Raw genomic sequence first — 14,676 nt, forward strand, 5'->3', positions numbered from 1 at the left:
TTATCATGGAAACCATTATTATCGCCATTGGTGCTGTTTTTGTAATTGGTATTGCGGCGTTTTTTGTATTAAAAAAACTACAAGCTCAAAAAACAGAACTGCCTGCCAGTCCACAGGCTCATATCCCTACTCAGCAAACCCCAGTAGCACCCACACCGACAGCAACTAGCAATGACCTTGCCACCGCTGAGGCTCATATCCGCAATCAGAACTACAATGAAGCGATTGCCGAGTTAAAACGGGTGCTAATGACCAATCCCCGTCATAACGGTGCGATGCTAAAACTACTACAAACTTATGGCGTTACCAAACAGTTTGCTGCCTTTAACCAACTACACCAAAAAATCCATGAGATTGCCGATGGCGAGACCATTCGTGAAGCTGATTTTTGCAAATCGCTATTAGAAGATGAGATAAACAGTAGCGCAGGACAAGCACCCACACCACAGCCCACTCCCGCTCAAACAGCCGCCGTGGTCGCTCCTGTTGCTGCTGTGGCAGTTGCTACGCAAAATCAGACATCTGATGCCTTTGATAATGGCTTAGATTTTGACTTTGAAACACCAGCATCCAAGCCCACACCAAGTGTTGCCACCAATGCTGACACCTCACTTGATTTTGACTTAGAAACCTTAGATACACCAGCACCTACCGCTGAGCCTACGCTGAGTGGTAGTGACTTTGATTTAGACTTTGACACTCCTGTTCAGCCACCACAGCCTACTGCTGAGCCGACATTAGATTTTGACGATTTCTCCTTTGATGAACCAGCAAAAGAGGTGGTAGCACCTGCACTTAGCAATGAGCCTACGCTTGACTTTGACACCACATCAAATGATTTGATGAGCCCAGATGGCAGTTTAGAGAGTGATTTAGATGTACAATTTAGTCTTGACCCTGCCCCCACTCCAACAGCGGTAGACAACCAAGCCAATGATGCACTAGATGGTTTTGATTTTGAATTTGAAACGCCAGAGCCTACCCCTGCTGTCAGCGAACAACCCAACTTAGATAACTTAGATTTTGGTACGATTTCATCAAATAAAGTTAATGAACCTGCCATCGAAGACACCTTGAGCGGTATGGGCAATGACTTGGGCGGTGACCTAGACTTTAATTTTGAAGCCACTCCCGAACCTATCCCAACTTCTGCTACACCTGATACAGCACCAAGTGATGACTTAGCTCTTGATGGCTTTGACTTTGATACTGATGTATCAATCGCCACACCAAAGCCTGTTAGTACACCACAAGCAGAAATCAAGCCAGAAACCGAACTGAGTGAGTTTGGCGACTTTGATTTGACATTTAGTACCGAAACCCCATCTGCTCCTGTGGTAGACACTACCTCAACTGCTGATTTGGATTTTGGTGATTTTGATACCAAGCTTACTACTGAACCTGCTACTAAGCCAGCACCAACACCAGCCATTGACCCTAGTGATGAATTTGCTGATTTTGACTTAGGGTTTAATGAGACTACATCAGCACCTGTGGTTACATCAACTGTTACCCCTACTAGCAGTGCCGATGATGATTTAGGGTTTGGCGATTTGGATTTGGAGGTAGAGTCCACGCCAGCAGTGAGCGAATCTGTACAAGATGATGGCCTGGCATTTGACCCTACCGATTTGGCGTTTGACACCACGCCTGTCACTAACATACCAAATGACAGTCTTGATATTAACGGTTTTGATTTTACCGAAACACCTGCCACAACCACGCCAGAGCCAACTCCTGCTTCTGTTTCTGAGCCAGTTACTTTTGTTACACCCGTCACAGCCATACCAACGCAAACAGCAGGCATTCCATCAGAGCTTGGTTTTGTTGATGAACTGGACAATACCGGTATCACTTTAAATCTTGCCAAACAATATCTTGACCTTGGCGAGTACGACAGTGCCAAACGTCTGCTTGATGAAGTGATACAAACAGGTAATGCCACTCAGCAACAAAACGCTCGTGAATTACTGGCTCAGTTAGCATAAATCACGACTTGACAACACAATAAAGGCATGTCTTACGATGTGCCTTTTTGCTTTTTTATAAAAACCATGCTATGATTCGCCCAATTATTTTACACTTAGCTTATCATGCTCTATCAATCAGACGACATCCATCTTATTTATGCTGGCGGTACTTTTGGCAGTCATGGCACGCCTTTATCGCCCTTACCCGCCCATGAGTTTTTACCTGTTTTACAAAATTTATTAAACAGCCGATTGGACAGCAGGCAAGTCATTTTGGATAATGACTGCATCAAAGACAGTAGCACCTTAACTCCGACTGACTTTGCCCACTTTTATGAACTCATCAGTACCGCCCATCAGCAAGGTGCCAGACGATTTGTGCTGATTACAGGCACGGACACCCTAAGTTTTTTGGCAAGTTTTTTATTTCACGCCTTTACCAACCGCGACTTATCCTTGGTTATCACAGGGAGTATGAATCCACTACTTGTGGCAGATAATCCTACTTATCACATAGATGATACCAGCGATGCTTGGCATAATCTATCAGATGCCATCAATGTCAGCCAAACCCGTCAAGGTGTGTTTGTGCAGTTTTACCACCAAACCTTTTGGGCGGACAACACTCAAAAAATAGACAGTCTCAATCCCAATGCCTTTTATGGCACACACGTCAGCCATCCAAGCCTGACATTACCCACAATCCGCCCCGAGTCTTTTGACATCATCAAACATCACGCCAATACCGCCAACATCAAAAGCATTTTTTTACTGCCCAATGACACAAAGCACATCGCCCAAGAGTTAGCCAACATCAGTGACAACACCACCGCTGTCATCCTTGTCGCCTATGGGGCAGGCAATTTACCCAAAAGTGATGCCATCATCGCCGAGCTTGACCGACTACATAAGCAAAACATCCCTGTGGTATGCACCACCATGTGTCCTTTTCATGGGGTGAGCACCGCTTATGCCGCAGGGTCTTGGCAATATGCTCATCATGTGTGGTCAGGGGGTAAATTGAGCATTTCTGCCATCTATGGGCAACTTTTATGGCTGGCGATAAATAACGCCTTATGTTCTGATAACTGGTGATTAGTGATGAGCATGACAATCCACGCCATTGGCATTGAGTTCATTGGCACGCATTATAAAGGCTGGCAACGTCAGCAAGAAGTGGACAGCATTCAAGCCCGCCTTGAATACGCCATCTCCAAAGTCGCCAACGAACCTGTGGAAGTCATCGCCGCAGGTCGCACTGATGCAGGGGTGCATGCAGGTAATATGGTAGCTCATTTTGCCACTACCGCTCATCGCACGCCCCACCAGTGGCTTCGTGGCGTGAACACCCTACTGCCCGACGACATCGCCTTAACGTGGGTTACGCCCATGCCTGATGACTTTCACGCACGCTTTGGTGCCATCGCTCGCCGTTATCGTTATGTCACCCTAAATCAACCCTATCGCCCTGCCATCTTACGTCATCAAGTCACTCATTTTTATGAACCCCTTGATGTCGATGTTATGGTGCAAGCCAGCCAACTTCTGCTTGGCACGCATGATTTTAGCAGTTTTCGCTCATCCATGTGCCAATCTAACAAGCCCGTCCGAGACGTTCATCACATTCGCCTATTTAAACATGGGGCGTATCTTGTGTTAGACATTCAAGCAGACGGCTTTTTGCACCACATGGTGCGTAATATCATGGGCATGCTGTTTGCCATTGGCACAGGTAGACTCCACATTGACGCTTTGCCTACACTCATCGATGCCAAAGACCGCTCACTACTACCACCCACGGCAGATGCGGACGGATTGTATTTTATCAATGCTTATTATCCTGACAAATTCCAACAACTACTGCCAAAACAGCCCTTGACCCCACTATGGCTTGGTTTATTAGAGTAATCCATTGCTATTTTATGTAATTTCCACTATAATACCGCTTTCATTTTTAACTTATCTGACTTATGGCAAAAAAAGACGACATCATCGAGTTTGAAGGCGAAGTCATTGACACGCTACCAAACACCCTATTTAAAGTTCGCCTTGACAACGGACACGAAATCATCGCTCACATCTCAGGCAAGATGCGTAAACACTATATCCGCATTCTGACAGGCGATAAAGTCAAGGTTGAGATGACCCCTTACGATTTATCCAAAGGTCGCATTACTTATCGTGGCAAATAAACCTACCACGCTCGTCTTGCATGGTTTGCACCAAACCAGTTTGATTGTTTATCCGCTTGCCAGATACATTCGGCGAGCGGGTTTTGTCGTGCATACACCCACCTATCACAGTCTACGCCAAGATGTCTCGGCACACGCCAAACGCCTAAATGACTATCTGCTCACTCATCATAGTCCCGACAAACCCATCAATCTCGTGGCTCACAGTCTGGGCGGATTGGTGATTCGGCAGTTTTTACACGACTATCCCGCATGGCAAGTTCATCGCTGTGTCTCCCTTGGCACGCCCCATCAAGGCAGTGTTTGTGCCACTTATGTTAAACGCACGCTGTCACCCTTAGTCGGACAGTCCTATATCGGAGCGTTGGACGGCACTTGCCCGAGTGTACCTAATGACGTGGAATTTGGTGTGATTGCAGGGGATAAGTCCCAAGGCTTGGGTCTGCTGTTTTTAAATTATCACAACCGCCACTACCGCACCCGACATGCCCATGACGGCACGGTATTTGTCCATGAGACCGAACTACCATCTGCCACCGACAGCCTGATTTTACCTGTCACTCATACAGGCATGCTAACCAGCTCTGCTGTTGCCAACCAAGTGGTACATTTTTTGGAATACGGTAAATTTAGACGGGCTTAGCCTATCTAGGGTGTGCTTTTGGCTTTTTAGCTTGCCTTTATCGGTTGCAATTTTAAAAGCTGAGCCACGCCACGCCCCACCGCCTGCCCTGTGGCAAAACATGCCGTCAAAAGATAACCACCCGTTGGGGCATCAAAATCCAACATCTCACCACAGACAAAGACAGCAGGATTGGATTTTAGTTGCAATTCATCAGTTAATGCCGACCGCTTGACACCGCCACCTGTGCTAATGGCTTCATCCATCGGGCGAAAACCATCAAACATCATCGGCAAGCATTTAACAAAACTTGTCATGCGTTCGTGATTTGCCCAGTCCGCCCTATGGGTACATTCACGAATTAGGGCAATTTTCACGTCATCCAAGCCGATTTTTCGTAAAATGTTATTCAAAGACTGCTTTTTATTTTTGGCAAATATCTTGGCGATGTCATCTGGCGATTTGTCAGGCAATAAATCCAAATACACCCTTATCCTATCATGACACGCACGCATGGCTTTGTTGTATTTATAAATCAGTCCGCTCTCCATGCCATAATGAGTAATGATGATGTCGCCTTGGGAGACAGGCTCGCCCTCTGTCCACAGACCCACCCTTTTTAACGGTTTGCCAAAAAACTTGTCCATATAGGGCGACCATGACCGCACCACCCCGACATTACTGGCATACAACGGAGTTAGCTCATCATCGGACAGCCATGCCTGCCATGTGCCTGTCGCCCCCAATCGCCGATACGAACCGCCACCACATGCTAGCACGATGACATCAAACGTCTGCTCAAACTCCGCCCCATTATGGGCAAATCGCACAGCATTGCCATCCACGCCCAAGCACTCATGACGATAAAAAATCTGCACGCCCCTTGCCATCAAGCGACGTAACCACGCCCTTAGAAATGCCGATGCTTTCATCTGCACAGGGAAAATCCGCCCACTTGACCCGACATAGGTCTCAATGCCCAGCCTAGTAAGCCAATCTACGACCCACGCATTATCACAGACTTGCAAAAAAGGTGTCAGCCAGTCGGACGGGGTGTAACGCCCCACAAAAGCCGTCATCGGCTCGGCATGGCTGACATTTAGCCCTGTCTTGCCTGCCCATAGGATTTTGCGACCTGCACTTGGCATTTGCTCATAGACACAAATGTCCACATTATAAGCGGATAAATGCTCTGCGACCATAAGACCACTCGCCCCTGCCCCAATGATGGCAACCTTAGGCTTCATCGCTTGGCGACCATGATAAATGCAAGGGCAATGTTTCATCAAAGCGAGTGCGATAACCGCCAGGCTTGGTAATGATAAGTTCTTGGCAACGCTCGCCCCGTGCCAAATATTTAATCTCAAAATGCGTGCGTGCCGACGTCGGCTCTATCTGCCTTTTGACATAAGGCAGCTGCCATATCTCAGTAAGCAGTCGCTCAGCTTCGTCGATATAGTCGCTAATGTTACTTGCCAAAATAATCTGCCCACCATCTGCCATCTTGGACAGTAACAACTCAAAGAATGGCATATTCAAAAAACGCTGGTTTTTGTTTTTGGGTTCGGGATTGGGGTATAAGATAAAGCAGGTTTGGAGTTGCTTGGGATACACCGCAAAGGCTGTCCACGCAATGGCGTCAGCGTGAATGGCGGTCAGATTGGGCGGATTTGCCATACCTGCCTGTTTGTCAAACGCCCCAAACTTTATGGCGGTGCGTTCTATGGCATACAGGTGCTTATCAGGATTTTGGCTAGCAAATAACAAAGCATGCTTGCCCTTGCCCGCTCCGATTTCAAGGCAAATGGGTGTATCAGCAATGGGATAAAAATCCCTAGGCGGATGCAAACTGGCTAAATGAAATATTCGGGGGAAATGATGAGATAACGGATTGGATGGCATAAAAATGATGAGTCTAAAAATGATTAGAAAATGATAGAAAATGACAGTTTTTATATACAATACTGTTTTAAAGATAAGATATTGATTTTACACAAGAATATATTTTATTCTGTTATGCTCTCTTTAAAGTAACCAGCAGCGGAAACTCAGCTTCTTCGGCATACTCTTGCACGATGGCGATTTTCATCTCGCCAATCTCTTTGGGTAGGGTCGCCACAATCGCCTGCCCTGTTTGATGAATGTCCATCATCAAAGATACGGCTTTATCCATGCCGTGAGCGAACACTTCAACAAGCACAAACACCACAAAGTCCATCGTGGTAAAGTTATCATTATGCATGACCACATGAAACAATGGTACTTCTGCCTGTTCTGGCTTAGTTATCACATCGTTTTGGCTGTCGACATCAGATTCATGTTGGCTCATATCACACCTTTGCTTTTACTGTTATTCGCCTGCACCGACAGGACGCTCACTCACACCCTTGTCTTCTTTTTGGGCAACGACTTCGCCCACTTGCCAATTATAGAGCTGTTCGACACGCTCACCACCTGCATTGATTTCTAGTTTGATTTGCTTAGGCACAAAATCTTTGGGCATGACAAACCGCCCACGAATCCGCTCCACGTCTTTAATCTCATAAATGGCAGGCTTTAAGGGGATTTGCACCATGCTGGTGGCGTTTAGCAGGGTCATCTTGGGTGCCATGTTCATGGTCGAACCTGATGGCGCTATCATCGCCACATCAAAACGATACTCATAGGTGTTATCAGGCAACGCCAGAATCTCACTGCCCAATATTTCAAGGGGAATACCGCCATCTTTGGCAAGTTTTTTCTTAAACAGCTCATTGACCTGAGTCAGTTGCAGGTTTTTTGTGGTTAGCTCTTCATTTTGTTCACGCAATGTTTCTAGGTTTGACAAGCTAATGTCACGCTCTTTGACCGCTGAGTCAAGCTGTTGTTTTAACTTGGCTTCATTGACCGTCATGCCTTGTAATGGGTCTTCACTACCGTCTTGGGCTTGAACGGTTTGCAAGCTTACCCCTTTTCTCAGTCCTTGCTTGTGTCCAATTTTATAGCCAAAAACTGCCATGACCATCGCCACCAACGCCAAAGCAATGACAAACAGCACCAAAATCTGCTGTGCCGAACCACGCTGATGAGAAATGCCTTGCTGGCGAAACTTACGATTTAAAGAATTCATGACAAAATCAAACCACACAAAGTGAACAATAAAGTAGACATGTATATTTACACGTAAAAGTGCATTATTATACCAAAAAATTAACAAACGTTACGCCCTAATTTTTACCAATTTACCCTTTAAAATACAAAAATCATTTATTTATAAAATTAATCATAAATTGTTATCAGCTACCCACAAATGTGCATTGACGTTTTTATCGGTTTGCGGTATTGTAAGCGATGGTAAATTTTGGTTAGTTTTTTAAAAGACCATTATTTATTAACTTTATTTATTATGCAATAAACTATTCTGATAAAGCAATCTAGGAGATTGTTTATGTTGTGGTTTTTCTTTTGTGTCGCTGTATTGGTGGCAGGCTATTTTGTGTATGGCAAAGTGATTGAAAAAATCTTTGTCATCAACCCCAACAAAAACACGCCTGCCTACACCATGACAGACGGCGTGGACTATGTGCCAATGTCCAAAAAACGCATTTGGCTCATTCAACTTTTAAACATTGCAGGCACAGGTCCAATTTTTGGTCCAATCTTGGGGGCGTTGTACGGTCCTGTGGCGATGCTTTGGATTGTGTTTGGCTGTATCTTTGCAGGGGCGGTGCACGACTATATGTGTGGCATGCTCTCGGTGCGAAATGGCGGGGCAAGCATGCCGTATCTGACGGGCAAATATCTGGGGCAACCTGTTAAGCATTTTATTAACTTGCTTGCTGTTGTCCTGCTTGTGCTTGTTGGCGTGGTCTTTGTCGCAAGTCCTGCCGCCCTACTTAGCTCCATCACCATGGATACTTTTGGCAGTAACGCCACAGGGGTGATTAATGTCAATAATGCCGAGAGCGTTACTGTTGCCGCCGAGAGCGTCAAAAATACCGTGTTTGGCATGGGAAAAGACACCATCGTGGTGTTGTGGACAGCCCTGATTTTTATTTATTACATCATCGCTACATTACTGCCCATTGACAAAATCATCGGTCGGGTTTATCCATTTTTTGGCGGATTATTACTATTCATGTCGCTTGGCATGACTTATGGTCTGCTTAAAAATGAATTTGGCGGACAAGGCGATTATTTCTTTAATAGTATGGGTGGTTTGACGGTTGAGAGCTTCTTTATAAACTTACAACCCAAAGGTGACTTGCCCATTTGGCCTCTCTTGTTTTTGACCATTACCTGTGGTGCGTTGTCGGGCTTTCATGCCACGCAAACCCCGCTCATGGCTCGCTGTGCTGAGAATGAATCTGAAGGTCGCTTTATCTTTTATGGAGCGATGATTACCGAAGGGATTATTGCACTGATTTGGTGTGCGGTCGGCATGTCGTTCTATCCTGATTTGGCAAGCCTACAAGGTGCTATTGCTGACGGTTCACCCTCCAAGGTGGTCTATGACAGCTCGATTGCCTATCTTGGCACCATTGGCGGTATCTTTGCGGTGCTTGGCGTGGTCATCCTGCCCATCACCTCGGGCGATACAGCGTTTCGGGCGGCACGGCTTATCATTGCTGAGTTTCTAACCATGGAGCAACGCACGCTCGTCAAACGTTTGTGGATTGCCATTCCGCTATTTGTCATTGGCTTTATCGTCTCAAAAGTGGACTTTCAAATCCTATGGCGGTATTTTAGCTGGGCAAACCAAACTGTGGCGGTGGTCATGCTGTGGACAGCGGCAGGCTATCTGTATCGTTATCGTAAGCTCCACTGGGTTTGCACATTGCCTGCCATCTTTATGAGTGCAGCATGTTATACGTTTTTGGCGTACAATAAAATCGGCTTTGGGCTTGATTATACGCTGTCGGTGTGGATTGGCATTGGGCTGACAGCGCTAACCACAGGGGCATTCTTTATGTTTGTCAAACGTGAAAGCGTGGCAGGCGACCCCGATGCGGTGGTGGTTGAAGAAAAAATCACTTCCACGGCAATAAAAGTGTGAAAATGCAATTATAACATGCAAAAAACCACGTCCTAGAGCGTGGTTTTTTAACAAATTTAAAATTCAATTTGTGTTACAAAAGATGGGAACGCTTTAATTTGATACCCTTTCTTCCATCACCACCTTTAACCGCTCGCCTTCAAAAAGCTCCATCTCAGGGGCAAGCGTCACCATGAATCTATCAAAGTACAGTAGCTGCTTGGTTAATAACGCAAAATCCCTAGGAAAATGCACGCCATAACGCTTGCCAATCTCCACAAGCTCTAGCATGAGTAGGTTAAGGTTGTCCGTCTCTTGGGGTGAACCATGCACCTTGTCCATCATCGCTTTTAGATCGTCTGCCAGTTGCCCCACTTTGATTTTATCATGGCTGTGGGTCATGCCAATATCGACCATCGCCTGTGCCATGCCGTGATAGTCGTTAAGCTGCAGAGACTGCACCAATGAAAAACACGCCTGCAAACTGCTCGGCTTAATCTGCCCCATCAACCCAAAATCCAAAAAGGCAATCCGCCCATCGGTCAGATACATGAGATTGCCCGCGTGCAAATCCGCATGGAACTCGCCCGTCATCATCAGCGACAAAAACCACGTATCTAACACATCCGCCATCACTTTTTGGGGTGTGGTGTGATTGCTTTGGGCGATGTCGCTAAGCAAGCTCTCATCAACGAGCGACTTACCAACCAACAAATCCATGACCAACACACGCTTGGTCGATAGGTCATGATGAACCACAGGGGCGGTAACGTGGTGCGTGCCTGTCTTTGCCAAAAACTCACGAAATTTATCAATGTGGCGAGCCTCCGCCAAAAAATCCGTCTCAGCAGTCATGCGAGTGCGAATCTCATCAATAATGGGGGCAAGATTGGCAGTTTTCATCATCGGCAAGAGTCGCTCCATCGCCCAAAACGCCCCATGTAGTACACCTAGGTCAGTCTGCATAATCGCCCCAACATCGGGCTTTTGGATTTTTAGGGCGACTTTTCGCCCATCTTTTAACACCGCCTTATGCACCTGTGCGATACTCGCTGACGCCAGTGGTACAGGGTCGATGAACGCAAAAATATCATCAAGCCCACGCCCATCATCGGTCAGCTCCTCAGTCAGCACGGCTTGCATTTTGGCAAATGGCACGGGCGGTGTGGCATCCAAGCAGTCAGCAAAGGCAAGCACATACTCACAGGGAAATAGCGATGGCGTGCTGGCGATGAACTGCCCAAGTTTGATATAAGTCACGCCCATCTGCATAAAGGCATCTTTTAATAGATAAGCATCCATCTGCTCGCCCTTGGCAACACGCAAGGCAGATAGCCCTGCCACGCTGGCACTTTTATGTAGGCGACCTAGGACGTTTGCCCCTGTATTTAGGGATTTTTTGGCAAATTGTAATGGCGATGTTTTCATGGTTTTATCATCTAAAATGGTACGGCTAAGCGTTGCACAGCGGGCAGTGTTTATTGGTGGCAAATCGCATTTTTTGTAAAGTCATGGTTCTGCCCTGCCATAATAACAGCTCGTGAGCGATGGGGTTATGCCCCCGTCCGAGATAATCTAGGGCAATCTGTGCTGACATCGAGCCGATGATACTCACGGTGCTAGACAACACCCCTGATGTGGCACAGTTTTGGGTAATACTGCTGTTATCATCTTTGTCCTGCCCAAACAAACACTCATAACAGCCCGTCTGCTTATCAAATAACGCAATCTGCCCCACTTCACCAATGGCAGAGTTGGACAACAGGGGCAAACCGAGCGTTCGGCAGGTTTGGTTAATCAAATAACGACTGGTAAAATTATCCGTGCAATCAATCACCAAATCAGCACCACTACCCCCAATTATCGCTGTGACATTATCTGCATTTAGCTCCACGTCCTGATGACTGATGTTAATAAACTCATTATGCATCGCCAATGCACGGCTTGCCACTACCACCTTCGGCTGACCGATGTCCGACTCTCTAAACAGTATTTGGCGTTGCAAATTACTACGGCTTACCACATCAAAGTCAATCAAATGCATGCTCCCCACGCCTGCCCGTGCCAGAATCTGCAAGACAGGACAGCCCAGACCACCCACACCCACAATCAGCACACGGCTACTTTTTAACCGTAGCTGTGCATCCACATCCCAGTCATTTAGCAGAATCTGCCGAGCATACCGCATGAGTTCATTATCGCTAAGCTCACTGGTAGTCATTTTTTTATCATTATCACTCATCACAAACCCCCATCGTAATTCTGTCATTATAGCCATAATCTTTGACGGTGCAAACGTCTTTAAAGCCTGCCTTGGCAAAAAGCGTCCGCACGCCTGCCCCTTGGTCGTAACCATGTTCTAAGGCTAATACGCCACTAGGCATGAGATACACTGCACTGCCCTTAATGATTTTTTCAATATCGGATAAGCCGTGATTGTCTGCCACCAATGCCGTGATAGGCTCCGCCCCCAACTGTGCCAAATGCTCATCGGTGCGTGCGATATAGGGCGGATTAGAGACAATGACATCAAAGCTCTGCATGGGAATATTTTCATACCAATTGGATTGGATAAATTGGCAATTTGCCACTTGCAAATCTCGTGCATTTCGCCGAGCAACGTCTAAGGCATGATAAGAATAATCCACCGCCAGCACTGTACTAGATGGCAACGCCTTTGCGATGCTTAGGGCAATACACCCCGAGCCTGTCCCCAAATCTAATATCCGAGCCTGTCCCAAACCCTTATCCGCCACCACATCAAGCACCGCCTCCACCAACATCTCTGTATCAGGACGTGGGATAAGCGTGTGTTCATTGACCGCAAACTCATGCCCAAAAAAGCCCTGCCTGCCGATGACATATGCAAGTGGCACGCCCGAGCATAGTTTTGTCATGCCACCTTCCAGTCTATCATATTCATCAGCGGTCAGCAGATAATCATCGTGGGTGATTAAAAAGGCTTTGTCTTTATTTAGCACAAATAACAGCAACGACTCAAACCAATGATAAGGCAGGTGTGCGTGCGATAGCTTGCGAAATTGGGCTTTTAGGGCATTGATGGTGTGCATGTCATTCTTTATCAAGTACGGACTCGTCCAGCGAGATGTGTTTATTTACCAAATGAATCAAATATAAAATCGGCAGTCCAATCACAAATGTAATGGCAAAAAACGTGGGATAATCGGTCGCATCCACAATCGCCCCCGAATAACCACCCAAGATTTTTGGCGATAGGGTCATGAGTGATGAAAACAGGGCATACTGCACCGCCGTGAAGCGAATGGATGTCAGTGCCGACAAAAAGGCGATGAATACCGCACTTGCCAAGCCTGCCGCTAGGTTATCGGTAATCACCGCAAAATACATGACCAGAATGGTTGGTATATTGGCAAGGATGATAAATAACAGGTTCGTGGCACACGCCAGTATCGCCCCCACCATCATCGCTCGCATGACCCCCATCTGCTGAGCCACCCAGCCCCCAACAAAGCCACCGCCAATACTGGCAATCACGCCCACCACTTTGACCGCATTGGCAATTTGGATTTTGGTAAAGCCCAAATCTTGATAAAATAGGTTGGAGATGTTCCCTGCCACGATGTCCGAGATACGATACAAGCCAATGAGTGCCAGTAGCAGCATCGCCTTTTTGCCATAACGGGCAAAAAAATCGGTAATAGGGGCAACCCATGTCGCCTGCGCCACTTCTCGTCTGACCACGCCTGCCTGCACCAAGCCATAGCCGACTACCCCCATGGCGATTGCACTACTGATGAACTGCACACAGCCCAGCAAAAAGGCAATACCCACACTCTCTGACTCTGGCAATACCCCACCCATCGTCCGATACGTCATGATAAAAGCCACCACCGAGAGTGCGAATACCACACACAGTCTTGCGTAGTCTGCGGTCTGGGTAATCACAGGTTTGACCTGACGGATAGGCTCACGAATCAGTAGCGTGGTCGCCACACCGATGAGCATGACGCACGCCATGATGAGATAGGTTTTTTGCCATGCTACATACTGATACATGCCTTCTTTGGAGCCAAACAGCTCCGCCAAATACAACGCCCCCGCCCCCGAGATAATCATACCAATGCGATAACCTGCCACATAACTTGCCGAGAGTGCCGTTTGCATCTCGCTAGGGGCGGACTCGATACGATAGGCATCTATCACAATGTCTTGGGTCGCTGCCGAAAAGCCAAGCAACACCGCCCCCACCGCCATCACGGACGGGGCAACCTGAGCGGGGTCAGTCATCGCCATCATAATAATGGCAGTAATGATCAACACCTGACATAGTAGTAGCCATGAACGGCGATGACCGAGCATTTTACCAAGCACAGGCAAGGGCAAAGCGTCCACCAATGGCGACCAAATAAACTTAAACGAATAACCCAACGCCGCCCAGCTAAACATCGTCACCGTACTGCGGTCAATGCCTGCCTCTCTTAGCCACAAGCCCAAACTAGAAAAAATCAGCAAAATCGGCACGCCTGCGGCAAAACCCAAAAATAGCATGGATAAAGCTTGACGATTAAAATAAGCCGTCTTAAATGCCGAAAAATCAAATTGTTGTATCATTGTATTATATGAGTGCAAAAATCATTTGCCATTTTAGACTATTTTTGGTTATTTTACAAAAAGTTATTGTGATATTTTTAAAATCAGACATGTCCATGCTCACATGTCCACCCCACACATCAAGTCAAATACACCCACCGATAAAAACTATGCCACCTAAATTGCAATATCCACATAAGATACGTTTGGTAAACAAATCAACCATCTAACCTTTTAAAGTTACCGCCAGTCTTAACATATTGCCAATTTATTATAATTATGACAAAATAAAAATCCCTTTTAGCA

General features: G+C 46.6%; 14 protein-coding genes. 6 read left to right on the top strand and 8 right to left on the bottom strand.

All coding sequences use genetic code 11. The annotated features are described in order from the left end of the window. Window positions 1–5: 5 nt before the first annotated feature. The 5 genes from DX073_RS01860 to DX073_RS01880 all read left to right on the top strand — a co-directional run bounded on the left by DX073_RS01860 (window position 6) and on the right by DX073_RS01880 (window position 4,805). Window positions 6–1,988 (top strand): FimV/HubP family polar landmark protein, encoded by a 1,983-nt coding sequence (locus DX073_RS01860; protein WP_115004998.1) that lies wholly within the window; start codon window positions 6–8, stop codon window positions 1,986–1,988. A gap of 105 nt (window positions 1,989–2,093) precedes the next feature. Further along, window positions 2,094–3,065 carry an asparaginase domain-containing protein gene (locus DX073_RS01865; RefSeq protein WP_115005000.1) on the top strand — a complete coding sequence of 324 codons (972 nt, stop codon included), beginning with the start codon at window positions 2,094–2,096 and terminating at the stop codon, window positions 3,063–3,065. Between the two features lie 6 nt (window positions 3,066–3,071). Beyond that, on the top strand, window positions 3,072–3,878 hold the full coding sequence (truA, locus tag DX073_RS01870) for a tRNA pseudouridine(38-40) synthase TruA (protein WP_404932907.1): 807 nt from the start codon (window positions 3,072–3,074) through the stop codon (window positions 3,876–3,878). Between the two features lie 62 nt (window positions 3,879–3,940). Continuing rightward, complete coding sequence (gene infA / locus DX073_RS01875) at window positions 3,941–4,162, top strand: translation initiation factor IF-1 (protein WP_029102801.1); 222 nt, start codon at window positions 3,941–3,943, stop codon at window positions 4,160–4,162. Beyond that, window positions 4,152–4,805 carry an alpha/beta fold hydrolase gene (locus DX073_RS01880; protein ID WP_115005001.1) on the top strand — a complete coding sequence of 218 codons (654 nt, stop codon included), beginning with the start codon at window positions 4,152–4,154 and terminating at the stop codon, window positions 4,803–4,805. The genes infA and DX073_RS01880 overlap by 11 nt, the downstream gene beginning before the upstream one ends. A 26-nt stretch (window positions 4,806–4,831) precedes the next feature. Here the strand turns inward: DX073_RS01880 and DX073_RS01885 are convergent, their stop codons facing one another. The 4 genes from DX073_RS01885 to DX073_RS01900 form a co-directional block, all read right to left on the bottom strand. Beyond that, window positions 4,832–6,031, bottom strand: coding sequence for a TIGR03862 family flavoprotein (locus tag DX073_RS01885; RefSeq protein WP_115005003.1), 1,200 nt, complete (start codon window positions 6,029–6,031; stop codon window positions 4,832–4,834). Continuing rightward, window positions 6,021–6,686, bottom strand: coding sequence for a class I SAM-dependent methyltransferase (locus tag DX073_RS01890; protein WP_115005005.1), 666 nt, complete (start codon window positions 6,684–6,686; stop codon window positions 6,021–6,023). The genes DX073_RS01885 and DX073_RS01890 overlap by 11 nt, the downstream gene beginning before the upstream one ends. A 112-nt stretch (window positions 6,687–6,798) precedes the next feature. Further along, complete coding sequence (locus DX073_RS01895; RefSeq protein WP_115005007.1) at window positions 6,799–7,113, bottom strand: ATP-dependent Clp protease adaptor ClpS; 315 nt, start codon at window positions 7,111–7,113, stop codon at window positions 6,799–6,801. A gap of 21 nt (window positions 7,114–7,134) precedes the next feature. Next, window positions 7,135–7,893 carry a coiled-coil domain-containing protein gene (locus DX073_RS01900; protein WP_147279669.1) on the bottom strand — a complete coding sequence of 253 codons (759 nt, stop codon included), beginning with the start codon at window positions 7,891–7,893 and terminating at the stop codon, window positions 7,135–7,137. A gap of 318 nt (window positions 7,894–8,211) precedes the next feature. On the opposite strand from DX073_RS01900, the gene DX073_RS01905 reads away from it, so the two are divergent. Next, window positions 8,212–9,819 (top strand): carbon starvation CstA family protein, encoded by a 1,608-nt coding sequence (locus DX073_RS01905; protein WP_115005010.1) that lies wholly within the window; start codon window positions 8,212–8,214, stop codon window positions 9,817–9,819. 93 nt (window positions 9,820–9,912) lie between these two features. On the opposite strand, the gene DX073_RS01910 is transcribed toward DX073_RS01905, so the two are convergent. Genes DX073_RS01910 through DX073_RS01925 form a run of 4 tightly spaced genes read right to left on the bottom strand, consistent with a single transcriptional unit; the run spans window position 9,913 to window position 14,391 of the window. Next, a complete protein-coding gene (locus DX073_RS01910; RefSeq protein WP_115005012.1) occupies window positions 9,913–11,226 on the bottom strand; it encodes an ABC1 kinase family protein in 1,314 nt (437 codons plus the stop codon). Between the two features lie 25 nt (window positions 11,227–11,251). Next, window positions 11,252–12,040: a HesA/MoeB/ThiF family protein gene (locus DX073_RS01915; protein WP_115005014.1), complete on the bottom strand. Its 789-nt coding sequence runs from the start codon at window positions 12,038–12,040 to the stop codon at window positions 11,252–11,254. Further along, window positions 12,033–12,869 (bottom strand): peptide chain release factor N(5)-glutamine methyltransferase, encoded by an 837-nt coding sequence (gene prmC / locus DX073_RS01920; protein WP_115005016.1) that lies wholly within the window; start codon window positions 12,867–12,869, stop codon window positions 12,033–12,035. The genes DX073_RS01915 and prmC overlap by 8 nt, the downstream gene beginning before the upstream one ends. A 1-nt stretch (window position 12,870) precedes the next feature. Continuing rightward, window positions 12,871–14,391, bottom strand: a complete 1,521-nt coding sequence (locus DX073_RS01925; protein WP_181814348.1) for an AmpG family muropeptide MFS transporter — start codon at window positions 14,389–14,391, stop codon at window positions 12,871–12,873. Window positions 14,392–14,676: the final 285 nt, after the last annotated feature.

This window comes from Moraxella lacunata (assembly GCF_900453205.1).
Taxonomy (GTDB): domain Bacteria; phylum Pseudomonadota; class Gammaproteobacteria; order Pseudomonadales; family Moraxellaceae; genus Moraxella; species Moraxella lacunata_B.